20 protein-coding genes are annotated in these 24,687 nt (G+C 72.5%); 9 read left to right on the forward strand and 11 right to left on the reverse strand.

The genetic code is table 11. The features are described 5' to 3' along the window. Window positions 1-63: 63 nt before the first annotated feature. On the reverse strand, window positions 64-882 hold the full coding sequence (locus M8C17_RS29955) for an ABC transporter ATP-binding protein (RefSeq protein WP_252419936.1): 819 nt from the start codon (window positions 880-882) through the stop codon (window positions 64-66). Then, window positions 875-1,768 carry an ABC transporter permease gene (locus tag M8C17_RS29960; protein ID WP_252419937.1) on the reverse strand — a complete coding sequence of 298 codons (894 nt, stop codon included), beginning with the start codon at window positions 1,766-1,768 and terminating at the stop codon, window positions 875-877. Before M8C17_RS29960 ends, M8C17_RS29955 begins: the two co-directional genes overlap by 8 nt. 218 nt (window positions 1,769-1,986) lie before the next feature. Between M8C17_RS29960 and M8C17_RS29965 the strand changes: the two genes are divergently transcribed. The 3 genes from M8C17_RS29965 to M8C17_RS29975 all read left to right on the forward strand — a co-directional run bounded on the left by M8C17_RS29965 (window position 1,987) and on the right by M8C17_RS29975 (window position 7,038). Next, a complete protein-coding gene (locus tag M8C17_RS29965) occupies window positions 1,987-2,586 on the forward strand; it encodes a TetR/AcrR family transcriptional regulator (protein ID WP_252419956.1) in 600 nt (199 codons plus the stop codon). Between the two features lie 136 nt (window positions 2,587-2,722). Next, the gene (locus tag M8C17_RS29970; RefSeq protein ID WP_252419938.1) at window positions 2,723-4,879 is read left to right on the forward strand and encodes a DUF6077 domain-containing protein; all 2,157 of its coding nucleotides are present in this window, start codon (window positions 2,723-2,725) and stop codon (window positions 4,877-4,879) included. A 401-nt stretch (window positions 4,880-5,280) separates the two neighbouring features. Beyond that, on the forward strand, window positions 5,281-7,038 hold the full coding sequence (locus M8C17_RS29975) for a CDP-glycerol glycerophosphotransferase family protein (RefSeq protein ID WP_252419939.1): 1,758 nt from the start codon (window positions 5,281-5,283) through the stop codon (window positions 7,036-7,038). A gap of 59 nt (window positions 7,039-7,097) precedes the next feature. On the opposite strand, the gene M8C17_RS29980 is transcribed toward M8C17_RS29975, so the two are convergent. Continuing rightward, entirely contained in the window at window positions 7,098-7,436 is a 339-nt protein-coding gene (locus M8C17_RS29980) for a DUF952 domain-containing protein (protein WP_252419940.1), read from the reverse strand. Window positions 7,437-7,550: 114 nt separating this feature from the next. On the opposite strand from M8C17_RS29980, the gene M8C17_RS29985 reads away from it, so the two are divergent. From M8C17_RS29985 to M8C17_RS29995, 3 genes are all read left to right on the forward strand, one after another. Beyond that, window positions 7,551-7,862, forward strand: coding sequence for a hypothetical protein (locus M8C17_RS29985; RefSeq protein ID WP_252419941.1), 312 nt, complete (start codon window positions 7,551-7,553; stop codon window positions 7,860-7,862). Between the two features lie 87 nt (window positions 7,863-7,949). Further along, complete coding sequence (locus M8C17_RS29990; protein WP_252419942.1) at window positions 7,950-8,606, forward strand: response regulator transcription factor; 657 nt, start codon at window positions 7,950-7,952, stop codon at window positions 8,604-8,606. Window positions 8,607-8,615: 9 nt separating this feature from the next. Next, window positions 8,616-10,049, forward strand: a complete 1,434-nt coding sequence (locus M8C17_RS29995) for an ATP-binding protein (RefSeq protein ID WP_252419943.1) — start codon at window positions 8,616-8,618, stop codon at window positions 10,047-10,049. Window positions 10,050-10,060: 11 nt separating this feature from the next. Here the strand turns inward: M8C17_RS29995 and M8C17_RS30000 are convergent, their stop codons facing one another. The 4 genes from M8C17_RS30000 to M8C17_RS30015 all read right to left on the reverse strand — a co-directional run bounded on the left by M8C17_RS30000 (window position 10,061) and on the right by M8C17_RS30015 (window position 14,422). Continuing rightward, complete coding sequence (locus M8C17_RS30000) at window positions 10,061-11,035, reverse strand: TAXI family TRAP transporter solute-binding subunit (RefSeq protein ID WP_374559624.1); 975 nt, start codon at window positions 11,033-11,035, stop codon at window positions 10,061-10,063. Window positions 11,036-11,095: 60 nt separating this feature from the next. Then, entirely contained in the window at window positions 11,096-11,788 is a 693-nt protein-coding gene (locus M8C17_RS30005; protein WP_252419945.1) for a hypothetical protein, read from the reverse strand. 110 nt (window positions 11,789-11,898) lie between these two features. After that, window positions 11,899-12,696: a peroxide stress protein YaaA gene (yaaA, locus tag M8C17_RS30010; protein WP_252419946.1), complete on the reverse strand. Its 798-nt coding sequence runs from the start codon at window positions 12,694-12,696 to the stop codon at window positions 11,899-11,901. 67 nt (window positions 12,697-12,763) lie between these two features. Beyond that, complete coding sequence (locus tag M8C17_RS30015) at window positions 12,764-14,422, reverse strand: ArnT family glycosyltransferase (RefSeq protein ID WP_374559626.1); 1,659 nt, start codon at window positions 14,420-14,422, stop codon at window positions 12,764-12,766. An 84-nt stretch (window positions 14,423-14,506) separates the two neighbouring features. On the opposite strand from M8C17_RS30015, the gene M8C17_RS30020 reads away from it, so the two are divergent. After that, window positions 14,507-15,547, forward strand: a complete 1,041-nt coding sequence (locus M8C17_RS30020; RefSeq protein ID WP_252419947.1) for an App1 family protein — start codon at window positions 14,507-14,509, stop codon at window positions 15,545-15,547. A gap of 18 nt (window positions 15,548-15,565) precedes the next feature. Here the strand turns inward: M8C17_RS30020 and glgB are convergent, their stop codons facing one another. The 4 genes from glgB to glgA form a co-directional block, all read right to left on the reverse strand. Further along, a complete protein-coding gene (gene glgB, locus M8C17_RS30025; protein WP_252419948.1) occupies window positions 15,566-17,668 on the reverse strand; it encodes a 1,4-alpha-glucan branching protein GlgB in 2,103 nt (700 codons plus the stop codon). After that, complete coding sequence (locus M8C17_RS30030) at window positions 17,656-19,749, reverse strand: alpha-1,4-glucan--maltose-1-phosphate maltosyltransferase (protein ID WP_252419949.1); 2,094 nt, start codon at window positions 19,747-19,749, stop codon at window positions 17,656-17,658. Before M8C17_RS30030 ends, glgB begins: the two co-directional genes overlap by 13 nt. A gap of 181 nt (window positions 19,750-19,930) precedes the next feature. Then, on the reverse strand, window positions 19,931-20,425 hold the full coding sequence (locus tag M8C17_RS30035; RefSeq protein ID WP_252419950.1) for a hypothetical protein: 495 nt from the start codon (window positions 20,423-20,425) through the stop codon (window positions 19,931-19,933). Window positions 20,426-20,432: 7 nt separating this feature from the next. Continuing rightward, the gene (gene glgA, locus M8C17_RS30040; RefSeq protein ID WP_252419951.1) at window positions 20,433-21,650 is read right to left on the reverse strand and encodes a glycogen synthase; all 1,218 of its coding nucleotides are present in this window, start codon (window positions 21,648-21,650) and stop codon (window positions 20,433-20,435) included. A 70-nt stretch (window positions 21,651-21,720) separates the two neighbouring features. On the opposite strand from glgA, the gene glgC reads away from it, so the two are divergent. Next, a complete protein-coding gene (glgC, locus tag M8C17_RS30045; RefSeq protein WP_252419952.1) occupies window positions 21,721-22,953 on the forward strand; it encodes a glucose-1-phosphate adenylyltransferase in 1,233 nt (410 codons plus the stop codon). Between the two features lie 31 nt (window positions 22,954-22,984). Beyond that, window positions 22,985-24,628 (forward strand): phosphoglucomutase (alpha-D-glucose-1,6-bisphosphate-dependent), encoded by a 1,644-nt coding sequence (pgm, locus tag M8C17_RS30050; protein ID WP_252419953.1) that lies wholly within the window; start codon window positions 22,985-22,987, stop codon window positions 24,626-24,628. Window positions 24,629-24,687: the final 59 nt, after the last annotated feature.

A 24,687-nucleotide genomic window follows, 5' to 3' on the forward strand; every position in this document is an offset into this window, starting at 1 on the left:
GTCGCCCCAACGGGGGCGACGCGGTCGACAGCGCCGTGTCGATGCCGGAGGTTCGCCGGCGCCCTACTTGCTGTTCGCGTAGGCCTCGTACGCCCGGATCACCTCGTCGGTGGGGCCGTCCATGCGCAGGACGCCAGATTCCAGCCAGATTGTCCGTTCACAGGTGTCCCGCACCGAGGAGAGCTGGTGGCTGACCAGGAACACCGTGCCGGCGCCCTCCCGCAGCTCCCGCACCCGCTGCTCGCTGCGCTTGCGGAAGCCCTTGTCGCCGGTGGCGAGCGCCTCGTCGATGAGCAGCACGTCGTGCCTCTTCGCCGCGGCGATGGAGAAGCGCAGTCGGGCCGCCATGCCCGAGGAGTACGTCCGCATGGGCAGGCTGGCGAAGTCACCCCGCTCGTTGATCCCGGAGAAGTCGATGATCCCCGCGGCCTGCTGGGCGACCTCGTCGGGATGCATCCCCATGGCCAGGCACCCGAGGACGACGTTGCGCTCGCCCGAGAGGTCGTTGAGCAGTGCCGCGTTCACACCGAGCAGCGACGGCTGCCCCTGGGTGTAGATCGCGCCCCGGTTGACCGGCAGCAGGCCGGCGATGGCACGCAGGATGGTGGACTTGCCGGAGCCGTTGCTGCCGATCAGCCCGATCGCCTCGCCCCGGTACGCGGTGAAGGAGATCCCCTTGACCGCGTGCACCTCCCGCACGTTCGGCGCGTTGGTGCGCTTCACCAGCCGGCGCAGCGCGGCAACGGGCGTGGTGCCACCGGCGGCGCCCTGGTGCACCCGGTAGATGATGTGCGCGTCGTCCACGACCACGGTGGGGATGCGCTCGCCAGCCGGATCCAGCGTCGCGGTCGCCTGGGGGGAGTCCTCGAAGTGCTCAACCACGGCCGTACTCCTGTTCGCCGCGCCAGAAGTAGATGAAGCCACCGATTCCGGCCACCAGCGCCCACCCGGCGCCGACCAGCCAGAGCTGGGTCAGCGACTCGTTGAGCAGTGGCGCCTGCTCCAGCAGCACGTACCGGGCCAGCTCGATGTAGACCAGCATGGGGTTGAACTGCACCAGCGTCGTCGCCCAACCGGGCAGCCGGTCGAAGAGGCTGACGCTGTAGAGGACGCCGGAGCCGTACATCCAGGTGCGCAGGATGAACGGCATGACCTGCTTCAGGTCGCTCGCCTTGGCGCCCATCCGGGCCACCAGCAGCACCACACCGGCGTTGAACACCGCCTGCAGCAGCAGCGCCGGCACGAGCAGCAGCCACTCCAGGGTGATGGGCTCGCCGGTGGCCAGCACGATGCCGATCAGCACCACCATCGAGGCCAGCAGCTGCTGGAACTGGGTCATCGTCGTGGACAGCGGCAGGGTGGCCCGGGGGAAGTGCAGCGCCCTGATCATTCCCAGGTTGCTGCTGATCGACTGGGTGCCGGCCAGGACGGCGCTCTGGGTGAAGTTGAAGATGAACAGCCCGGTGGTCAGGTAGGCGATGAAGTTCGGGATGCTGTTCTGTGCCAGCACCACCCCGAAGATCAGGTAGTAGACCGCGGCGTTGGTCAGCGGGGTGAGCACCTGCCAGAGCTGGCCCAGCTTCGCGTTGCTGTACGAGGCGACCAGTTTGGCGTTGGCGTACGCGGCGATGAAGTGCCGGTAGGCCCACAGTCGGCGGCTGTACTCGGCGAGGCTGGGTCGCTCACCGGCGACCCGTAGTCCGTGCCGAGCGGCCAGCTGCGCCTGGGTCAGGCCCGTTTCGGGGTCGACCAGCGCGGTGGTGGCCATGGAAAGGGCGCTCCGATCTTTCGGGACGACGGGGTTGCTCGCGACGATGGAATCCTAGTGGGAGCTGTGCGCGGAGCGCCGCCTCGTCGCTGCGAGGACAGTAGTCCGAAACACGTCGGGACGCAACCGTACCGTCGTTGCGCTACCCTGGCCTTCGTGACCTGCGAGAAGAGTCCCTGGTGACGACCGAGAAGAGGCGCGCCCCGGCCGGCGCGGCGGTGCTCCGTGGCGAGATCACCACGGCCATCCGGCGCGCGTTGATGCAGGAGCTCGCCGCGGTCGGCTACGGCCGGCTCTCCATCGAGGCGGTGGCCCGACGGGCCGGCGTCAGCAAGACGGCGATCTACCGGCGATGGAGCTCCAAGCTCGACCTGGTGCTGGAGCTCGTCGCCGCCGCGGCGCACGGCAAACTGCCGGCGCTGGACACCGGCGACCTGCGCGGGGACCTCGCGCTGCTGTTCCAGGTGGTGGCGCACGCGCTGCGGCACCCGCTGGCCGCGCAGATCATTCCCGACCTGCTGGCCGAGGCCGCCCGCAACCCCAGCATCGACCAGAGCCTGCGTCAGGTGCTGTACGCCCGACAGCAGGAGATCGGCGGCCGCCTGGTCACCCGTGCCGTCGAGCGTGGCGAACTGCCCGCCGACACCGACCCGGACGCCGCCGTCGACCTCATCGTCGGCCCGCTCTACTGGCGGCTCGCCATCGCCCGCCTCCCGCTCACCGACAGCTACCTGGACCGCCTGGTCGAGTCGGTCGCCGCCGGGCTCGGAGCGGAGAGCGCGGTGCCCCACCAGCGCGACGTGGCGGTCGGAAAATGACCCTCGCCGCCGGCGGGCACCCCCGCGTGTCCGGTGCCAGCCCGGTAGGCTGCACCCGCCAATTCGGAGACCCTCCCGTGCCGATGCCAGGGCGGTCCGGCCCCCTGCGTGCACGAATAGACGACAAGGACGGCTCGTGACGGAAGTCCAAGACGTTGTTGAGGCGCCCGCGCCCGCCGACCGGGCGAAGCCCACGGCACCGGGTGACCGCCGATCGGGCCGGGGTCGTGGCCCGATCCGCCGGATCAACGCCGGAGTAGCCGCGTTGCCGGTCGTCCTCACTGATGCGGGAGTCGTCTCCTTCGCACTGTGGACACTGCTGTACCACCTCAACCTGGCCCTCGACCTCCGTCCCTCCATCGTCTTCGCCGCCTGGGTGGTCACCATGGTGGTGACGGTGGTCGTCGGGTGGCGGCTCCGTTCACGCGGTGCGGCCGGCCGTCAGATGTCGACCGCCGCGGCGATCGCCGAGTCGGCCGAGACGTCGTCGACCGGCAACGGCTGGCCGGGGTTGCTGCGGCGTTACTCCCTCCCGGTGGGCGCGGCCGCCGCCGCGGCCCTGCTCGCCGCCCTCGGCGACGGTCGACTCACCTGGTGGTTGGCGGTGGCCCTCGGGGTGGTCGCGATCGCCTCCGCGTGGACGTCCCTGCGGGTGCGCTTCGCGACGGCCAGCTCCAGCTCCGACGATCCGGCCGACGAGGGTTCCGCGGTCGGCGGTCCGGTGACCACGCCGGTGCAGGCGTATGTGGTGACCGTCGTCGCGTTGGCCGGCGCCTGGTTCGGGACGCTGCTCGCCCGGGTGTCCCTCGACGACGTCTTCTACGTCGGCAAGTCGGTCTGGGTGGCCGAGCGCGACGAGATCCCCTTCCGGGACTTCCTGTTCACCGAGGGTGTCCTCCCCGGTGGGACGGCGAACCCCCCGATCCCCTCCTTCGAGGTGTTCATCGGAGCGTTGGCGCGTGTCCTGCACGTCCACGCCGCCTCGGTGACCTGGTACCTCATGCTGCCGGTGCTGGCAGTGTTCACCATCTTCGCGCTGTGGCGCCTGGTCCTGCGGTGGGCGCCGAGGCGCCCGCTGCTGGTCTTCGGCGTGGCGCTGGCCTACATCGTCCTGGTGGCTGGCGCACCGGACGCGCTGAACACCTACCACCTGCCCCGGCTCACGCAGGGCAAGAGCGTCTTCGTCCACGCGCTCATCCCGCTTGCCTGGGTGTATCTCACGGACTTCCTGGAGACCCGGTCCCGGCGTGCGCTCGGCCTGCTCGCGCTGCTCTCCGTCGCCGCCGTCGGCCTGACCACCACCGCGGTCATCCTGCTGCCACTCCTGGCGGCCACGGCCGCGGCCGCGCTCCTGGTCATGCGGCGACCGCGTGAGGCGGCCCTCTGCTTCGCCGCCGCCGCGGCCTACCCGCTCCTGTCCGGCCTGCTCACCCGCCTCACCACGAACGGCCTCGACAACGTGATCGCCACGTACACCGAGGTGCAGGAACCGCGGGCCGTCTATGAGTTCACCCTGTGGCTCGGCGTGCTCGGTGTGATCGGTGGCCTGGCCATGTGGGCGTCCCCGCTGTTGCTCCGGCGCGGCGTGCCGCGACTGCTCAGCGCCGCTGCCGCGCTGAGCGTGACGATCCTGCTCATTCCCGGCGTGCTGGTCGTGGGTGCCGAGCTGACCGGCCTGGCGGCGGTGCTGTGGCGGGTGCCGTGGATCATCCCGCTGCCCCTGCTCGTCGGCCTCCTGGCGGCGATCCGGCTGCCCCGGCTCACCTGGGTGAACCGAGCCCTCGCCGTCGGGCTTCCCGTCGCCCTGGTGCTCACCTTCGCCAACCTTGGCGAGCCTATGTGGACGGCGAATGTCCTCCAGGACAAGCCGAGTTGGCGGATGCCGGAAACGCGGAAGAACGTGACCTTCTGGATCACCAGGCAGGACCTGCCGAAGGGCCTGGTGCTCGCCCCCACGTCGGTCATGCGGGCCATGCCCCAGGTCACCACGCGCACGCGCGTGGTGATGGCCCGGGACCTCTACCTCACCGACTACGGCATCGACACCCCGTTCGCCAAGGACCGGCTGCTGCTGGGCGCCTTCGCCGACGGCACCGAGCAGGTCCCCGTCGCCGAGGTCGACGCCGCCCTGCGCCGGGTCGACGTGAGCGCGGTGTGCCTGTGGAGGACGAACAAGGCCGCCAACGACGCGGCACCGGCCCTGGGCCTGGTGAAGGTCGCCTCCCGGAAGTCGCCCGGCGGGATGATCTGCTATCGCACCACGACGACCGCCTCGGCAACCAGCGGCGGCTGACCTGCGGAAATGTCGGTGCGCGGGTGCTTCGGGTGCGGCCAGGTGGCCATCCCGGACCGGTCCCGCGCACCGACCGGGTCCAGGCCCGCGCCGTGACGCCGGGGGAGCGCCGCTGCGTTTGACCGGAATGTCAGCCGATACCCGGCCGATGCCGCTGTGCCCACTCGCGTTAAGGTCGCAGTCACGCGCTGGAGGCCGGCCCTTTGGGCAACGGGTCGGCCGCGCGGCACACTGCACTCCAGGAGCTCGGACATGGGACACGGCCTGCGCGACGAGCGGAGGAACGGTCGAACGGCGACCCGGTGCTCGCGTCGGGTCGCGGCCGTCGACCGGCCCAGCGCCTCCGGCCTCGGAGATCTACCTGCTCAAGCCGGTCATCAATCTCGTAGGGAGCGTACTCGTTGTTCGGCACGTTGACAGGACGTATCGGAGTGGCGGCCCAGGCCGCGCTGCTGGTGCTGTCCTACCTGGTCATGCTCGTCGCCGGCGCCCTCGGTTGGATCGGGCTGTTCGCCGTCGCCGGGCTGATCGCCGTGATCGGCGAGTTCGCCGTCGCCCGCTGGTCGCCGCAGTCGCAGCTGCTGCTGGAGAAGGTGGGCCTGCACTGGTCGTACCGGCAGCTGACCCGGGACCTCGCGGCCGTGCTGCTGGTCGCCGCCGAGGTGCCGCTCACCGGCACCGAGCTGACCGTGCTGCTGGTCCTGCCGGCCGTCGTCTGGGTCGTCTCGGTCTTCGCCGGCGCGCTCTCCACGATGATCGACCGCCGGAACCCGCTCTCGGCCATGGTGCGCAACATCGAGCTGGGTCCGATGCGCTCCGCCCCTCGGCCGCCGGCGTGGGCGGCCGCGGTCGCCGGTGACCGGATGCCCCTGCTCAACCTGCTGCTCGTTCCGGCCGCCGTCGCCGCCGCCGTGCAGCACGACCCGACGCCGTTCTTCATCGCCGGCGCCGTGGCGGTGGTGGCGACCGGCCTGGTGGGCGCGATCATCGCGCTGACCTGGCTGCGTGGCCGGGGCGCCGGGCAGGGCCCTCTGCTGCCCGCCGTCCAGCGCTGGCTGGACACCTACCGACCCGAGGTCGCGCTCTACTTCGCCGGCCCGGCCAAGGACGTCTACCAGGCGAACATGTGGCTCGCTCCGACCGAGGCGCTGCAGCAGCGCGCCGTGGTGCTGATGCGCAGCCGGGACGCGTTCCTGGAGCTGGCCGACACGCGGCTGCCGGTGATCTGCGTACCGGCCGGGGTGGACTTCATGAACCTCGAGTTCGGCAGCGTCCGCACGGCGCTCTACTCCGCGAACGTCGGCGCGAACATCCACCTGCTCCGCGAACCCGGCATGAAGCACGTCTTCGTCGGGCACGGCGACAGCGACAAACAGGCCAGCGTCAACCCCTACAGCAAGGTGTACGACGAGGTCTGGGTCGCCGGCCTGGCCGGCCGGGAGCGGTACGCCCGCGCCGGCGTGGGGGTGCTCGACTCGGACATCGTCGAGATCGGCCGGCCGCAGCTGGCCGGGGTGCACACCTTCGGCGCCGAATCGGTGGACCGGCCGTTCACCGTGCTGTACGCGCCCACCTGGGAGGGCTGGCTCGACGACGACCCGTACCACACCTCGCTGGTGCTGATGGGCGAGCGGATCGTCAAGGGCGTGCTGGCCACCAGCCCCCGGGTACGCCTGATCTACAAGCCGCACCCGCTCACCGGGTCGCGGTCCAAGGCGGCCAGGGTCGTGCACGAGCGGGTGGTCGACGCCATCCGGGCGGCCGGCGGCAACACGAACGCCTCCTCCCTCGACGGGACCGCGCACCTGGTGGTCACCGGACGCACCCCGGGGCTGTTCGACTGCTTCAACCAGACCGACCTGCTGATCAGCGACGTGTCCAGTGTGGTCTCCGACTTCGTGCAGAGCCAGCGGCCGTACGTGGTGGCCAACCCGGCCGGCCTGCCGGAGGACGAGTTCCGCCGCGAGTACCCGACCGCGCGGGCCGCGTACCTGCTCTCCAAGGACTGCGGCGAGCTGGAGAAGATCGTGGCGGTCACCCGGGCCGGCGACGACCCGATGACCGAGGCACGCCGGGAGCTGAAGACCTACCTGCTCGGCCCCGCCGAGGCCAACCCGATGGACCGGTTCCAGGAGGAGATCGCCCGCCTCTGCCGCTGAACCTCGCGTACGACGATCCGCGCCCGGCCCCGACACCCGTCGGGCCGGGCGCGGTCGTGTCAGGCCAGCAGGGCGGCCACCGCGTCGGCGACCGGGACGTCCGCCGGCAACGGCCGCGCCGCCACCACCGCGGTCACCGGCAGCGGACCGTACAGGTGCGGGAAGAGCTGCCCGCCCTGCGACGACTCCCACCGCAGCGCCTCGCCCAGCCGGTCGTCCTCGACGCTCAGCAGGGTCAACCCGATGGCGCCGGTGAAGAACCGGCGGGCGGTCTGCACCACCTGGTCCGGACCGGACAGGTGGATGAACCCGGACTCGTGGTCCAGCGCCGTGCCGGTGAAGGTGCCGGCGGCGAGGGCGTCCGCCCACTCCGTGGCCGGCAGCAGTTTGTAGATCACAGCCGCAGCCTACGTGCGCGGCGCCGGGGCCCCCGCCCGGTTTTCACCGGTACCGCCGCGGTCGTCGCCCTCCACCGGGCATGCTCAGGTGGAGCGGCCGCGGAGGGATGGGCGATGGCGAGCTACGACGACGACTGGACCGACAGCCAGCGCGGGCTGTACGACGAGTGCTACCGGGCTGGCGGCGAGTGGGCGCAGGACCCGGACACCCCGTCCGATGACGTGCAGCACGTGATCAACCTGGCCGAGGCGGACGACGACGCCTTCGACGACGCCGAGATCGACTACCCGCCTCTGGTCGACGCCGTCACCCAGGCCAGCGGGGTCAACGTCACCAGCGTGCCGGCCCGGCACGACGACCCGGGTTTCCGGGGCTTCGTCGACGGCGTCCGGGACGCCGTCGCCGACGACGTGTTCGGCCTGTAGCCGACCGACCGGGGAGGTGGCCCTCCCGCTCGCGGCGCGGTTCTGCCACCATGCGCAGGACGGCGTTGCGAACGGACGGGGGCACGGGTGCGGATCCTGCTGGTGGAGGACGACCGCCGGGTCGCCGCTGCGCTCTCCTCCGCCCTCACCCGCCGCGGATACCAGGTCGAGCACGCGTCCACCGTCGCGGCGGCGCTCTCCGCCGCCCCGTCCGACCTGGTGCTGCTCGACCTGACCCTGCCCGACGGTGACGGCACCGACCTGTGCCGGGAGCTGCGCCGGCGCAGCAGCCAGCTGGGCATCATCGCGGTGACCGCGCGGGGCGAGGAACGCGACCGGGTGCTCGGCCTGCGCCTGGGCGCGGACGACTACGTGGTCAAGCCGTTCTCGATGGTGGAGTTGCAGGCCCGGATCGAGGCGGTGCTGCGCCGGGCCGCGAACGCCGCACCGGAGCGGCACCTGATCGAGGCCGGGGCGGTGCGCATCGACGTGGCCGCCCGGACGGTGACGGTGGACGGCCGCGTGGTCACGTTGACCCGCAAGGAGTTCGACGTCCTGCTCTCGCTGGCCCGCCAGCCCGGGGTGGCGGTGCCGCGCGACCGCATCCTGCTCGACGCCTGGGGCACCACCTGGGCCGACGGGCACACCGTCGAGGTGCACGTCGGGTCGCTGCGGAGCAAGCTGGGCGACGCCCGCCTGGTAGAGACCGTACGCGGCGTCGGCTACCGGCTGCGCGATGCGTGAGGAGCCGCCGTGCGCCGTCGACTGGTGATCAGCTACCTGCTGCTGATGGTGCTCGTCCTCATCGCGTTGGAGACTCCGCTGGCCGTCACGCTGGCCAGCCGCGAGACCGAACGGGTCCGCGCCGACCGGCTCGCCGACGCCACCCGGTTCGCCTCGCTGGCCGGGCCGGCGCTGCGCGGAGGCGGGCCGGACCCCCTCGAGGCGGAGCTGCGCAGCTACGACGAGCTGTACGCGATCGGCGCGGCGGTCGTCGACCGGGACCGGCGCACCGTGGTCGCCTCGCCCGGGTGGCAGCCCGCCGCCGGGACCGCCGCGGCCCTGGACGTCGCGCTGTCCGGCCAGCAGACCAGTGCCCCCGGGTCGGTGTGGCCGTGGACGGCCGGCCCGGTGGTGGTGGCGGTGCCGATCAACGACGGTGGTGAGGTGCTGGGCGCGGTGGTGATCGTGACCCCGGCCGGCCCGATCCGTCAGGCCGTCGCCAGTTGGTGGCTGCTGCTCACGCTGGCCGGTCTGCTGGCCGTGCTGGCCTGCGTGCTCACCGCGTTCGGGCTGGCCGGTTGGGTGCTGCGCCCGGTCACCGAGCTGGACGCCGTCACCCACGAGATCGCCGAGGGTGACCGGGGCGCGCGGGTGCAGCACCGGCTCGGCCCGCCGGAGCTGCGCCGGCTCGCGACGAGCTTCAACCACATGGCCGACGTGGTCTCCGACGTGATGGACCGGCAGCGTGCCTTCGTGGCGCACGCCAGCCACCAACTGCGCAACCCGCTCACCGCGCTGCGGCTGCGGGTGGAGGAGCTGGGCCCCAGCCTGACGGACCCGGAGGGGCGCTCCGAGCACCGGCTGGCACTGGAGGAGACCGACCGGCTGGCTCTGGTGCTCGACGCGCTGCTCACCCTGGCCCGGGCCGAACGGGAGGAGAACGAGCGGGTCACCGTCGACGCCGCCGCGGTGGCCGCGTCCCGGGTGGCGGCGTGGGCGCCGCTGGCCCGGCACCGGTCGGTCGCGCTGCGGCTCGCCACGACCGACGCCCCGGCGTACGCGCGGACCGTGCCGACCGCCGTCGACCAGGCACTGGACGCGCTGATCGACAACGCGGTGAAGTTCAGCGGTGTCGGAGGGGCGGTGACGGTGACCGTGGCCCGCCGCGACCACGGGGTGGCCCTGGAGGTGCGCGACACCGGCCCGGGCATGACCGAGAGCCAGCTCGGTCAGGCCACCGAGCGGTTCTGGCGGGCACCGGACGCGCAGAACGTCGACGGCGCGGGTCTCGGCCTGACGATCGCCGCCGTCCTGGTGGACGCGTCCGACGGGCGGCTCACCATGCGCCGGGGGGAGCCGCGTGGCCTGGTCGCCGGCCTGTGGTTCCCGGCGCCCCCACCCGACCCCGTCGAGGCGGCCGACGAGGATCCCGCCGCCGACCTACGGCCCGCCCCCGCCCGTTAGCGGGACGGCCGTCAGGGTTTGGCCGCCCGGTACCAGGCGGCGGCGCCGGGGTGCAGCGACAGCGGCGCGGTGACGATCGCCGAGCGCGGGCTCATCCGTCCAGCCGCCGGATGTGCGGCGCCCAGCTCGGCCCGGCGCTCCATCAGCAGCCGGGTCACCTCCCGGACCAACCGCTCCGGCAGGTCGGCCCGGACGATCAGGTAGTTCGGGTCGGCGACCGTGGTCACCGGGTCCACGCCGTACACCGAGCGGGGGATGTCGCGGGAGACGTAGACCTGGCCGTAGCGGGAGCGCAGCGGCTCCGTCCACTCCCTGAGGTCCACGAGCCGGGTGGCACTGCGCCAGGCCAGCTCCGTGATGCCCTGCACGGGCAGCCCACCGGAGAAGAAGAACGCGTCGATCTGCCCGGAGCGGAGCGCGGCCACCGAGTGGTCCAGCCCGAGCCGCTCCAGCTGCACCTCGTCGTCGCCGAGCCGGGCCACCTCCAGCAGGCGGGTCGCGGTGATCTCGGTGCCCGAGCCGGGCGCGCCGACGGACACCCGCCGGCCGCGCAGGTCGGCGACCGTGCGGACCGGTCCGCCGCCCGTGGTGACCAGGTGCAGCTGGTCGTCGTACACCCGGGCGACCGCGTCGACCGCCGGGCTTCCCGCCGTGGTCGTGGGCAGCACGTCGGCCTGCGTGAAGCCCAGCTCGGCCGCGCCGGAGCCGACCAGCCGGACGTTCTCCGCCGAGGCGGCGGTGATCACCACGCTGGCCCGCACGTCGGGCAGCTCCCGGTTGAGGATGGTCGCCAGGGACTGCCCGAAGGCGTAGTAGACGGCGGTCGGGCTGCCGGTGGCGATCCTGATCGTCAGGGGCTCGGCCGGCGCGTCCTGGCAGCCGGCGGCGCCGGTCAGGGTCGTGGCCAGCAGCAGCGCCAGCAGGGCCGCCGTCCCCGGACGGCGGTGGCCGGGCCGGGAGGACGCGGTACGACTCACGCGGTGCACTGTGCGCCGTCGGACGGGGGCGCGCAAGCCCCGTTCGGGTCGTCGAGGTGGCCCGCTCCGTCAGCAGGCCGGGTGGCGGGCCCGCTCCGGTGCCGCGCCGCGTGCCGCCTCCATCGCGGCGCTGCGCAGAATCCGCTGCCGGTCCGGCCCGTCGGCGACGCTCACCAGGAAACAGCCGGTGCCCGGGCGGAGCACGGCCGGCACGTCGAGCACGGCCGCGCCGCGGATCAGCACCGCCGCCAGCTCGCGGTCGGTGAGGCGCACGCCGAGGATGTGCCGGCGGACATGCCGCCCGCCGGCCAGCAGCGCCGCGCGCCAGGCCGCCGCCGCGAGCTGGGACACCCACCGCCGGCGGGCCGGTGACGCCCCGGGCAGCGGCCCGCCGAGCAGCTCCCGACGCCCCTGCCACCAGCCGGCGTCCAACATCCGGGCGTACGCGCCGTGGTGCTCCCGGGGCACGTAGAGCCGGTGCAGCTCGTAGCGGCGGCGCAGGCCGCCGACGGCGGCCTCGTGGCGGACCGGGATGTCCAGTCGGGCGAGCAGCTGCCGCATCCGCTGCGCGGCGTCCTCCCGGTTGAACTCGACACCCGGCGAGTGCGACGGAGGCGCCGCGGTCGGCCGGGCGGCCGTCGGCGGGGGTGTGCACCGCAGCAGGCACGCGGCCTCGAACGCGTCGCCCAGGGTCAGCCAGTCCAGCGGTGGTGGCGTCGCCGGTGAGCGGGGCCGGTCGAGCAGGGCGGGTTCACGGGCCAACGAGGTGCTCCCTTGTCGGAGTCTGGGTTCCCCTACCGTGGCCCCTGCGCCGCCGTTGCGGAACCGATCCCGCCCAGCCTTGAGGAAATCTTGCGGCTTGGCGGCCGCGCCTACAGGTCGGTGACCACCAGATCGACCTGCCGCGGCCGGCCGGCCGCGGCCTCCTGCTCCACGACGGTGTGCTTCAGCTCGCGCAGCGTGCCGATCAGCTCCGCGGCGGTACGCGGCCGGGCGCCGGCGACCAGCAGGTCACGGACCACACGCCCCTTGGTCGCCTTGTTGAAGTGGCTCACCACCGAGCGGACCGGCACACCGTCGACCTCCCGCTCGTGCAGCACCCGCACGGTCACCGTGCGCTCGGCCAACTCCCCGCGCGGCGTCCAGGTGGCCGCGTACGAGCCGGAGCGCAGGTCGAGCACCGGCCCGGAACCGGCCGCGGCCACCAGCGCCGGCGCCAGCACCGGCCGCCAGTACGCCGACAGCGCCCCCACGCCGGGCAGCCGGGCACCGATCGGGCAGCGGTACGGCGGAATCCGGTCGGCGAGCCGGACCGCGCCCCACAGGCCGGAGCTGATCAGGATCGACCGTCGGGCAGCCCGCTGCGCCGTCGCCGGCAGCGAGGCCAGATCCAGCGCCTCGTAGAGCACCCCGGTGTAGATCTGCGCGGCCGGCGCGGTGGCGGCCACCCGCAGCCGGGCGTTGCGGCGCAGCTCGCCGCGCTGGCCCTCGCTGAGCCCGAGTGCCGCCCGCGCCTGCGCCTCGTCGGGCCCGGAGCACAGCGCCACCAGCGCGTCCAGCACCCGCTCCCGGGCCGGGTTCAACTCGGGCAGCGACAGCCGGTCCGGGTTCCACCGTCGCCCGGTGCCGGCGTCGGCCTTCCCCTCCGAGGGCGGCAGCAGGATGAGCATCGGGTCTCCTCGACGGGCGGTACGGGCGGCGCCCCGCGCGCCGGCCCGGCCAGCGTACGACCAGCCGTTACCGCCACGGCCGCACCGGGGTGTCGGGGTGGTACACGCGATAGCCGTCGACCTCCCGTACCGGCGCGGCGTCGGGCCGGTCGCCGAGCAGCCGCCGCAGCCGCCGCTCCATCGGCGAGTCGACCTCCACGACGTAGCCGGGTCGCTCGGTCCGCCCGACCTGCCGCCAGTAGGGCAGGTAGCGGTTCTGCCCGGGGGACAGGTCGGCGTCGAGCACCCCGCAGACCACCGTCTCGTCGGTGTTGAAGATCAACCGGTTGCAGGTCCAGTAGTCCCCGTACACCTCGTGGGGGCCGTTGGCGCGCAGCGCGGAGGCCAGCTGCCGGGCCTGGCGCTCCTCGGTCCGGGACGCCTGCACGCCGCTGGTCGCGAAGAGCACGGTGATCACCAGCATGGTCGCGGTCAGGGCGGCCAGCACGGCGGTTGCCAGCGCGCCGGTGAGTCGACCGAGCGCTCCGGCCGTCCCTCGCCAGCAGGCGACGGCGGCCACCCAGAGTGGCCAGAGCACCGCCGGCAGCGACAGTTGCAGCACGGACAGGTAGCGGGCGTTGTCCAGCGGGCTGGTCGCGGCGAGCGGGCTGCGCACGTACGACAGCAGGGTCAACGCGGCGCCGGCGACGAGGGCGAGCTGCACCACCGGCCGGACCCGCTCCCCGCGCGGCGCGCCCGCGGCCCGGCGGTACGCGAGGACCGCGAGCACCGCGGCGATCACCAGCAGCACCGGGTAGAGCAGCCCGAACCACTGCTGCCAGCGGCCGCAGCCGTCCACCGGGCAGAGCCCGTGCGCCAGCGGCACACCCTCCAGCAGGCCGCCCCGGATCCGGTCCGACCACGGCGGCATCGGGCCCGCCTTCGTGCTGACCTCCCGGAACACCGACAGGGAATCCTCACCGGGCGCCGCCCGCAGGTTGTCCCACAGCATCGGCGCCACCCCGACCACGACTCCCGCCACCAGCAGCAGGCCGGACCAGCCGAGGAGTTCCCGCCGCACCGCCCACACCAGCGCCAGCCCGGCCACCGCCAGGTAGGGCAGGATCAGCCAGTCCGACCAGGCGGCCAACCCGACGAGCAGGCCGAACAGCGCGACGGCGAGCCGACGGCGGCGGACCGTGCCGGCGGCCAGCCCCATGGTGATCAGCAGCATCAGCAGCACCGCCGGCTTCACCTCGGGCCGTCCGCCGACCACGGTGAGCTGGTCGCGCACCACCCGCTCCGGCCCGAGCGCCAGCAGACCGACGACGAACGCGGCGAACCACGGCGTGCAGAGCCGCCGGGTCAGCCGGTAGATCAGGTAGAGGAAGACCGCGTACAGCGCGAGCATCGGCAGCCGCAGCACCGGCCAGCTCGGCCCGGCCACCGCGACCAGCGGCGCGGCCAGGTACGACTCCAGCATCCCCATGTAGTGCTGGCCGTAGAGGAAGACCGGGCGTTCCCGGCCCTGCCCGATGTGCAGCGCGGCGAGACCGAAGGTGGCCTCGTCGCTGTTCGACACCGGCACGGTGTACAGCGTCAGGACCAGCCGGTAGACGACCCCGGCCAGCCCGAACAGCAGCGCCACGAGCGCCGGTCGGTCGAGTCGCGGGCGCCACCGCCCACGGTCCTGCTCTGGTGTCGACACGACCACGCCCCCGTCGTCGTCCCGACCGGAGTGTTTCACGGACGGCGGGGTGGTCGGGGTGGTTCGCGGCAGACGGGGTCGGCTCGCGTGGCCGTGGTCGTCGACGTGTGGCAGGGTTGGCGCGTGCCACCCACTCCCGCCGGCCAACTGGCCGTTCCGAACCTGCACCGGGCCGCGCGGATCGAGGACGCCGTGCACCAGCTCGTGGAGCGTCGGTTGCGGCGCACCGGCTGGCGGATGAACATCATCGCGTACACCGGCTACGGCTCCCCGGGTTGGGTTCGGGTGATGTGCCGGGTGCTGCTCGGCCGGCCGGACACCCGTCAGCGGGGCCGGCTGGACAAGGTCCGTGGCTGGCGCAGCTTCACCACGCTGCCGGCCAAACACGTCACCGTGACCATCGAGGCCGGCGGCGTGCGGCACGAGACCCGTGCCGATCGCAGCGGCTTCGTCGACACGCTGGTCGAGGCCGACCTGCCGCCGGGCTGGGGTACGGTCCGGCTCAGCGTTCCGGACGCCGAACCGGTCGACGCGCCGGTGCGCATCCTCGACCCGGACGTCAGGTTCGGCATCCTCTCCGACATCGACGACACGGTGATGGTGACGGCGCTGCCCCGGCCGCTGCTCGCCGCGTGGAACACGTTCGTGCTCGACGAGCACGCCCGGGCCGCGGTGCCCGGCATGGCGGTGCTCTACGAGCGGCTGGTCACCGCGCACCCCGGCGCGCCGGTCTTCTACCTCTCCACCGGTGCGTGGAACGTGGCGCCGACGCTGACCCGGTTCCTGTCCCGGCACCTCTACCCGGCCGGGCCGTTGCTGCTCACCGACTGGGGGCCGACGGCCGACCGCTGGTTCCGCAGCGGCATGGAGCACAAGCGGGTCACCCTGGCCCGACTGGCTCGGGAGTTCCCGGAGGTGCGCTGGCTGCTGGTCGGCGACGACGGGCAGCACGACCAGGAGATCTACCGGGAGTTCGCCGCCGCGCACCCGGAGAACGTCGCCGGGGTGGCGATCCGCCGGCTCTCCCCGACCCAGTCGGTGCTGGCCGGCAGCCTGCCCGCCCCGGCCGGCCGCCCGTCGGCGGGGCCGGTGGGGCAGAAGTGGCTCTCCGCACCGGACGGCGCCGGCCTGTGGCAACTGCTGCGCGACGCCGGCCTGGTCTGACCCGCGCAGCGGGCGGCGTCAGCCCTGGCGGAGCCAGATGACCCCGAGCGGGGGGACCTGGAGGGCGGCGGAGGCGACCATTCCGTGCCACGGCACGTCCTCGGCACGAACCTCGCCCAGGTTGCCGACCCCGGACCCGCCGTAGTGCTGCGCGTCGGTGTTGAGCACCTCCGCCCAGGTGCCACCGGCCGGCAGCCCGATCCGGTAGTCGTGCAGCGGCTGGGCGGAGAAGTTCGCCACGCAGACCAGCGTCGAGCCGTCCGGGGCGATCCGGATGAACGACACGGTGTTGTTGGCGACGTCGTCACCGGCGATCCACCGGAACCCGGCCGGCTCGGTGTCCTGCGCCCAGAGCGCCGGGGTGTCCCGGTAGACCCGGTTCAGGTCGCCGACGAGGCGCTGCACCCCGGCCCGGGCCGGGTCGTGCAGCAGGTACCAGTCGAGGCCGCGCTCCTCGCTCCACTCCCGGTCGTCGGCCAGCTCGGAGCCCATGAAGAGCAGCTGCTTGCCGGGGTGCGCCCACATGTACGCCAGCAGCGCCCGCACGTTGGCCAGCCGCTGCCAGGTGTCGCCGGGCATCTTGCCGGCCAGTGAGCCCTTGCCGTGCACCACCTCGTCGTGGCTGATCGGCAGCACGTAGTTCTCGCTCCAGGCGTACGCCAGGGAGAAGGTGAGCTGGTGGTGGTGGTGCTGGCGGTAGATCGGGTCCTTCGAGGTGTAGAGCAGGGTGTCGTGCATCCAGCCCATGTTCCACTTGAACCCGAAGCCCAGCCCGCCGTCGGCGGTCGGTCGGGTCACTCCCGGCCAGGCGGTGGACTCCTCGGCGATCATCACCACGCCGGCGTGGTGCTTGTAGACGGTCGCGTTCACCTCCTGCATGAGCGCGATGGCCTCCAGGTTCTCCCGGCCGCCGTACTGGTTGGGCGCCCACTCGCCGTCCTTGCGGGAGTAGTCCAGGTAGAGCATCGAGGCGACGGCGTCCACCCGCAGCCCGTCGACGTGGAACTGGTCGCACCAGTAGAGCGCGTTGGCGACGAGGAAGTTGCGGACCTCGCGGCGGCCGAAGTCGAAGACGTACGTGCCCCAGTCGGGGTGCTCGCCGCGCCGCGGGTCGGCGTGCTCGTAGAGCGGGGTGCCGTCGAAGCGCGCGAGGGCCCACTCGTCCTTGGGGAAGTGCGCCGGCACCCAGTCGAGGATCACGCCGACGCCGGCGGCGTGCAGCTGGTCGACCAGGTGCCGGAACTCGTCCGGGTCGCCGAAACGGGAGGTCGGCGCGTAGTAGCCGGTCACCTGGTAGCCCCAGGAACCGCCGAACGGGTGCTCCATGACCGGCAGGAACTCCACGTGGGTGAAGCCCAGCTCGGTGACGTACGCGGTGAGCTGCTCGGCCAGCTCGCGGTAGCCCAGCCCGGGCCGCCACGAACCGAGGTGCACCTCGTAGACGCTCATCGGCTCCTGGTGCGGCTGCCGCTCGGCCCGGCGGGCCAGCCAGTCCGCGTCGGACCACCGGTAGGTCGAGTGGTGCACGACCGACGCGGTGGCCGGCGGCACCTCGGCGTACGCCGCGAGGGGGTCGGCCTTGTCCCGCCACTGCCCGTCGGCGCCCAGCACGCGGTACTTGTAGCGGGAACCGACGCGGGCGTTGGGGACGAACAGCTCCCACACGCCGCTGGAGCCGAGTGAGCGCATCGGCCAGCCGTCGTCGGGGCCCCAGCCGGTGAAGTCGCCGACCACCCGCACCCCGCGGGCGCTGGGCGCCCAGACGGCGAAGGCGACACCCTCGTCGAAGACCCGGGCGCCGAGCGCCTCCCACAGCCGCTCGTGCCGGCCCTCGCCGATCAGGTGCAGGTCCAGCTCACCGAGGGTCGGCGGGTAGCGGTACGGGTCGTCGTGCACCGCGCCGTCCACCTCGACCCGGTAGTCGAGCACCGTGCCCTCGACGTGGCTCTCGAAGACGCCGGTGTCGTGCACCCGCTTCATGGGGTGCCGCTCGTCGCCGAGAAGCAGCACGACGTCCTGGGCGCCGCGTCGCATCGTGCGGATCGTCGTCCATCCGTCGGCGGGGTGCGCGCCGAGCAGCGCGTGCGGGTCGTGCGTCACGCCGGTGATCAGCTGGTCCATCGGGCGTCCTTCGGAGCGGGAGCGGTCGGCGCGGTACCACCGGACAGGTCGGAGGGGACGTCCGCGACGGTGAGCGTGGCCGGGACGGTCGCGGCGGGCACCGGTGTGCTGGGCGCGGTCGGCCGGCGCACGGTGAGCACGTGCGCCGGTTGCAGGTACGGGTCGAGCCGCACCGCGTTGCGCTGACCCCAGTCGTAGCTGGTGCCGGTGAGCTCGTCGTGCACGGTGAACCGCTCGTGCCAGTCGAAGCCGAGGGCGGGCATGTCGAGCGTGGTGTTGCCCCACTGCACGACACGCGGGTCGAACGAGCAGATCACGATGACGGTGTTGCCCGTCTCCGGGTCGTGTTTGGACCAGCACAGCAGCGCCGGGTTGTCGATCTCGTGGAAGCGCAGGTTGCGCAGCTGGTGCAGGGCGGGGTTGTCGTGGCGTACCCGGTTGAGGGTGGCGAGGAAGGGTGCCAGCGAGCGGCCCTGCGCCTCGGCACCGGCCCAGTCGCGGGGGCGCAGCTCGTACTTCTCGTTGTCCAGGTACTCCTCCGCGCCGGGGCGGGCCACGTGCTCGAACAGCTCGTAGCCGGCGTACAGGCCCCAGGAGGGGGAGAGCAGCGCCGCCAGCACGGCCCGGATCTTGAACATGGCCGGGCCACCGTGCTGCAACGACTCGTGCAGGATGTCCGGGGTGTTCGGCCAGAAGTTCGGCCGCATGTAGTCGGCCGCCGCGAGCAGCTCCTCGCAGTACTCCCGCATCTCGGCCGCCGTCGTGCGCCAGGTGAAATAGGTGTACGACTGCGTGAAGCCGATCTTGCCGAGGCCGTGCATGATCGCCGGCCGGGTGAACGCCTCGGCCAGGAACAGCACGTCCGGATCGACCTTCTTCACCTCGGCGATCAGCCAGTGCCAGAAGTCGAACGGCTTGGTGTGCGGGTTGTCCACCCGGAAGATCCGGATGCCCTCGCCGACCCAGTGCAGCACCACCCGCAGCACCTCGGCCCGGATGCCCTCCGGGTCGTTGTCGAAGTTCACCGGGTAGATGTCCTGGTACTTCTTCGGCGGGTTCTCCGCGTACGCGATGCTGCCGTCGGCGCGGGTGGTGAACCACTCCGGGTGCTCGGTGACCCACGGGTGGTCCGGTGCGCACTGCAACGCCAGGTCCATCGCCACCTCCAGGCCCTGCGCCGCCGCCGCTTCGACGAAGGCCCGGAAGTCCGCCGGCGTACCCAGGTCGGGGTGGATGGTGTCGTGGCCGCCCTCGGCGGCGCCGATCGCCCACGGCGAGCCCACGTCGTCCGGCCCGGCGGTGAGCGCGTTGTTGCGGCCCTTGCGGTTGACCCGGCCGATCGGGTGGATCGGCGGCAGGTACAGCACGTCGAAGCCCATCGCGGCGACCCCGGGCAGCCGCTCGGTGGCCGTGGCGAAGGTGCCGGAGCGGGCCGGAGCGTCGGCGTTCGCCAGCACCGCCCCCTCGGACCGGGGGAAGAACTCGTACCAGGAGGAGAAGAGCGCCCGCCGCCGGTCCACCCAGAGGGAGTACGTCTCACCGGCCGTCACCAGCTCCCGCACCGGGTGGTCCCAGAGCAGGTCGGCCAGGGCCAACGCCGGGTCGACCCGCTGCGGCAGCGGCAGGTCGGTGTCGACCAGCGCGGTGAGGGCATCGGCGACCCGGGGCCGGTCGGCGGTCGGCACCAGGCCCCGGGCGGCGGCGAGTACCCGCGCACCCTCGGCCAGGTCGTTGGCCAGATCCTCCGGCCCCTGCCCGGCGGCGACCTTCTTGGTCACCGCGTTCTGCCAGGTCAGGTACGGGTCCGCGAACGCCTCGACGGAGAACGTCCAGGTGCCGACGGCGTCCGGCCGGATCACGGCGTGCCAGCGGTCCTGCCCGGGTTCACCCGGACGCATCCGGGTGAACGGCCGCTGCTCGCCGTCCGGGCCGGTCCAGACCACGTTGCAGCCGAGTGCGTCGTGCCCCTCCCGGTAGGCGCGGGCCGACACCGGAACTGGTTCGTCGACCACCGCCTTGGCCGGGTACCGCCCGCACGAGACGACGGGGGAGACGTCTTCGATCGGGAACCGTCCAGTCACCCCGCCAACCTACTGCGCGAGATCCGTTCGCGCGCGGCCAAGCACGTCACGTGCCCTTCCCACACCTGGGAGCGCGCGGGCAAGATCCGCACACTTTCGGGGAAGGTGCTGCCTCAAGGCTCGTCGACGCAGCAACTTCCTCGAAGTTGTGCGGATCTTCGCGCCACAGTCACCTCGTTGCTCACCTCTCCGCCGGGAACGGCGGTCTGAGGCCGGCGGTGAGCAGGCGTCTGATTCGCGCGTACTCGGCGGCCATCTCCGGGGTGGCGAGGACGTCGTCGAGGTCGGCCGAGACCTGGAAGTCGACCTCCTCGACCGAGCGGATGGCGAGCTCGTAGAGCTCGCCGCGCCGGTTCTCCTCCAGATAGGTGGTCCAGTGTTCGAGCGCGGAGATGACGATCAGGAGCCCCTGATCCAGGTCGTCGTCCGCGCGGATGCCCGCGTCGATCCGTACCAGCTGTGCGCGTAGCTCCGTCGCGCCGGCCGTCCGGACGGTCTCGCGGGCGCTGGTCAGGGCCGCCCACCCGTCCTCGTCCAGTTCGTCGGCCGAGACGGTGTGGAGCAGTTCTTCCCGGACCAGTCGGGTCACTGTCTCGAGGCCGAAGACGCGCAGGTCGTCCTCGTCGGCCGCGACGACCAACCGGAGGATCGCCGCTTCGAGTTCGTCGTACCGCACGTCGTGCTCAGCCCGCGCCGACCGACCGGTACACGTCGAGCGTCTGCCGGGCCACGGCGTCCCAGGAGAAGTGCTCCACGGCGCGCTGCCGGCCGGCCTGGCCGAACCGGGCGGTGCGCGCCGGATCGGCGAGCAGCGTGTTGATCGCCGCTGCCAGGTCGGCGACGAACTTCTCCGGCTCCAACGGGGTCCCGGACCCGTCGGTGGCCTGCTCGATCGGCACCAGCAGGCCCGTCTCGCCGTCGGCCACCACCTCGGGAATGCCTCCGGTGGCGGTCGCGACCACCGCCGTCTCGCAGGCCATCGCCTCCAGGTTGACGATGCCCATCGGTTCGTAGACCGACGGGCAGACGAAGACGGTGGCGTGGGTGAGCACCTGGATCACCTCGGGCTTGGGCAGCATCTCGGCCACCCAGACCACCCCGGAGCGGTTGGCCCGCAGTTCGGCGACCAGCCCCTCCACCTCGGCGGCGATCTCCGCGGTGTCCGGTGCGCCGGCGAGCAGTACGAGCTGGGTGTCCGCCGGCAGCTCCCGGGCGGCCCGCAGCAGGTAGGGCAGCCCCTTCTGCCGGGTGATCCTTCCCACGTACGCGACGCTGGGTCGGGCCGGGTCGATGCCGAGCCGGTCCAGCACGTCGGTGCCCTGGTCCGGGGCGTACTGGATGGTGTCGATGCCGTTGTAGACCACCCGGACCCGGTCCGGGTCGACCTGGGGGTAGGAGGCCAGGACGTCGTTGCGCATCCCACCGCTGACCGCGATCACGGCGTCGGCGGCCTCCACCGCCGTGCGTTCGCACCAGGAGGAGAGCGCGTAGCCGCCGCCGAGCTGCTCGGCCTTCCACGGTCGCAGAGGCTCCAGGCTGTGCGCGGTCATCACGTGCGGCACCCCGTGCAGCAGCTTCGCGGTGTGCCCGGCGAGGTTGGCGTACCAGGTGTGGCTGTGCACCACGTCGGTGCCGGCCGTGCCGGCGGCCATCTCCAGGTCGACGCCCATCGTGCGCAGCGCGGCGTTCGCGCCGGTCAGGCCGGGCGGTTCGGCGTACGCGGTGACGCCCGGCTCGGTGCGCGGCAGACCGAAGCAGTGCACCCGCACGTCGGTGAGGCGGCGCAGCTCCCGGGCCAGGTACTCGACGTGCACACCGGCGCCGCCGTAGACCTCCGGCGGGTACTCGCGGGTGAGCAGATCGACGCGCAGGGATCCGGTGGCCGGGGAGGAGTCGGTCATGTGCGCACCCTAGTGCAGAAGTGTCCCCGTACGAGTGGTGAAGTCGGACGAGGGTGGATAGCGTCGGGGCATGGCTGCCAAGGTGCTCGCGATCGTCCTGGCGGGTGGGGAGGGCAAGCGCCTGATGCCACTCACCACGGACCGGGCCAAGCCGGCCGTCCCGTTCGGCGGGATGTACCGCATGGTCGACTTCGTCCTCTCCAACCTGGCCAACGCCGGCTATCTCAAGATCGTCGTGCTGACCCAGTACAAGTCCCACTCCCTCGACCGGCACATCACCAAGACCTGGCGGATGTCCACGCTGCTCGGCAACTACGTCACCCCGGTGCCCGCGCAGCAGCGTCGTGGCCCTTGGTGGTTCGCCGGCTCGGCCGACGCCATCTACCAGAGCTTCAACCTCATCAACGACGAGCAGCCGGACTACGTGATCGTCTTCGGTGCCGACCACATCTACCGGATGGATCCGCGGCAGATGGTGGAGGACCACATCGCCTCCGGCGCCGCCGTGACCGTCGCCGGCATCCGCCAGCCGCTGTCGATGGCCGACCAGTTCGGCGTCATCGAGGTCGGCGAGGACGGCCGGCGCATCCGGGCGTTCCGCGAGAAGCCCACCGACGCGGTCGGCCTGCCGGACGCGCCGGACGAGATCTACGCCTCGATGGGCAACTACGTCTTCACCACCCGGGCGCTCTGCGAGGCGGTCGAACGCGACGCGGAGGACAAGACCAGCAAGCACGACATGGGCGGCAGCATCATCCCGATGCTCGTCGAGCGGGGCGAGGCCAACGTCTACGACTTCCGCGACAACGAGGTGCCGGGCAGCACCGACCGGGACCGCGGCTACTGGCGGGACGTCGGGACGCTCGACTCGTTCTACGACGCGCACATGGATCTGATCAACGTGCACCCGGTGTTCAACATGTACAACTTCGACTGGCCGATCTACACCGAGCAGCCGCCGTGGCCGCCGGCGAAGTTCGTACACCAGTGGGGTGAGCGGGTCGGTCGGGCGGTCGGCTCGATGGTCTCCCCGGGGGTGGTGATCTCCGGCTCGCTCGTGGAGAACTCGATCGTCTCGCCGAAGGTGCGCGTGCATTCCTGGGCGCACGTCGAGGGCTCGGTGCTGATGGAGGGCGTCGAGATCGGCCGGCACGCGGTGGTCCGGCGGGCCATCCTGGACAAGAACGTGTTCGTCCCGGAGGGCGTCGAGATCGGCGTCGACCTGGAGAAGGACCGGCAGCGTTACACCGTCTCCGACAACGGCATCGTGGTGATCGGCAAGGGCCAGAAGGTCGAGCCGTGACCGCCCGTACTTTCCCCAGGAGGATCCCGCAGTGACCCATCCCCGTGCCGGCCAGCCCGCCGAGCCCGCCGACCTGGTGGACGTGCCGCGCCTGGTGACCGCCTACTACGCCGAGCATCCGGACCCAGCGGACCCGGCGCAGCAGGTCTCCTTCGGCACCTCCGGCCACCGGGGCTCCAGCCTGCGCAACGCGTTCAACTCCGACCACATCCTGGCGGTCACCCAGGCGCTGTGCGACTACCGCCGCGAGCAGGGCCTGGACGGCCCGCTCTTCCTCGCCCGGGACACTCACGCGCTCTCCGCGCCGGCCGCGGTGGACGCCCTCGAGGTGCTCGCCGCCAACGGGGTCACCGTGCTGGTGGACAGCCGCGACGGCTACACCCCCACCCCGGCCCTGTCGCACGCGATCCTCACCCACAACCGGGGGCGCACCAGCGGGCTCGCCGACGGCATCGTCATCACCCCGTCGCACAACCCGCCGGACGACGGCGGCTTCAAGTACAACCCCACCAACGGCGGGCCGGCCGACACCGACGTCACGCGGTGGATCCAGGACCGGGCCAACGCGATCCTCGCCGCCGGGCTCAAGGAGGTCCGCCGGATCACCCACGCCCGGGCCCGGGCCGCGGACACCACCGGGGAGTACGACTTCCTCGGCAACTACGTCGACGATCTGCCGGCGGCCATCGACATCGACGCCATCCGCGACGCCGGTGTCCGGATCGGCGCGGACCCGCTGGGCGGGGCCAGCGTGGCGTACTGGGGCGAGATCGCCGAGCGGCACCGGCTGGACCTGACGGTGGTCAACCCGACGGTCGACCCGACCTGGCGGTTCATGACCCTGGACGGCGACGGCAAGATCCGGATGGACTGCTCCTCGCCGAACGCCATGGCGTCGCTGATCGCCGCCCGCGCCGACTACCAGATCTCCACCGGCAACGACGCGGACGCCGACCGGCACGGCATCGTCACCCCCGACGCCGGTCTGATGAACCCCAACCACTTTCTGGCCGTGGCGATCAACCACCTGTTCCGCACCCGCACCAACTGGGGTCCGGCCGCCGCCGTGGGCAAGACGCTGGTCTCCTCGTCGATGATCGACCGGGTCGCCGCCGACCTCGGCCGGCCGCTGCTGGAGGTGCCGGTCGGCTTCAAGTGGTTCGTGCCCGGTCTGCTCGACGGTGCGGTCGGCTTCGGCGGCGAGGAGAGCGCCGGCGCGTCGTTCCTGCGCCGCGACGGCTCCACCTGGACCACCGACAAGGACGGCATCCTGCTCTGCCTGCTCGCCGCCGAGATCCTCGGCAGCACCGGGCGCAGCCCCAGCGAGCACTGGGCGGAGCTGGCCGAGCGGTTCGGCGCGCCGGCGTACGCCCGGATCGATGCCCCGGCCACCCGGGAGCAGAAGGCGGTGCTGGGCAAGCTCTCACCGGAGCAGGTCGGCGCCACCGAGCTGGCCGGTGAGCCGATCACCGCGACGCTGACCACCGCACCCGGCAACGGCGCGCCGATCGGCGGGCTCAAGGTCAGCACGCAGTCCGGCTGGTTCGCCGCCCGCCCGTCGGGCACCGAGGACGTCTACAAGATCTACGCCGAGTCGTTCCAGGGCCCGGAACACCTGTCGCGCATCCAGCAGGAGGCCAAGGACCTGGTCGACGGCGTACTCGCCAAAACCTGACCCGTCCAGGCCCCACCCCCACCCCCAACCCCCGCTCCCACCGCGTTGATCATGAAGTT

This window comes from Micromonospora sp. RHAY321, from assembly GCF_023896955.1.
Taxonomy (GTDB): domain Bacteria; phylum Actinomycetota; class Actinomycetes; order Mycobacteriales; family Micromonosporaceae; genus Micromonospora.

What these genes read in the sequence shown, in the direction of transcription:
- M8C17_RS29960 (WP_252419937.1), bottom strand. Translation starts at nt 1,768, where the DNA reads ATGGCCACCACCGCGCTGGTCGACCCCGAAACGGGCCTGACCCAGGCG.
- M8C17_RS29985 (WP_252419941.1), top strand. Translation starts at nt 7,551, where the DNA reads ATGGCGAGCTACGACGACGACTGGACCGACAGCCAGCGCGGGCTGTAC.
- yaaA (WP_252419946.1), bottom strand. Translation starts at nt 12,696, where the DNA reads ATGCTCATCCTGCTGCCGCCCTCGGAGGGGAAGGCCGACGCCGGCACC.
- glgB (WP_252419948.1), bottom strand. Translation starts at nt 17,668, where the DNA reads ATGGACCAGCTGATCACCGGCGTGACGCACGACCCGCACGCGCTGCTC.
- glgA (WP_252419951.1), bottom strand. Translation starts at nt 21,650, where the DNA reads ATGACCGACTCCTCCCCGGCCACCGGATCCCTGCGCGTCGATCTGCTC.
- glgC (WP_252419952.1), top strand. Translation starts at nt 21,721, where the DNA reads ATGGCTGCCAAGGTGCTCGCGATCGTCCTGGCGGGTGGGGAGGGCAAG.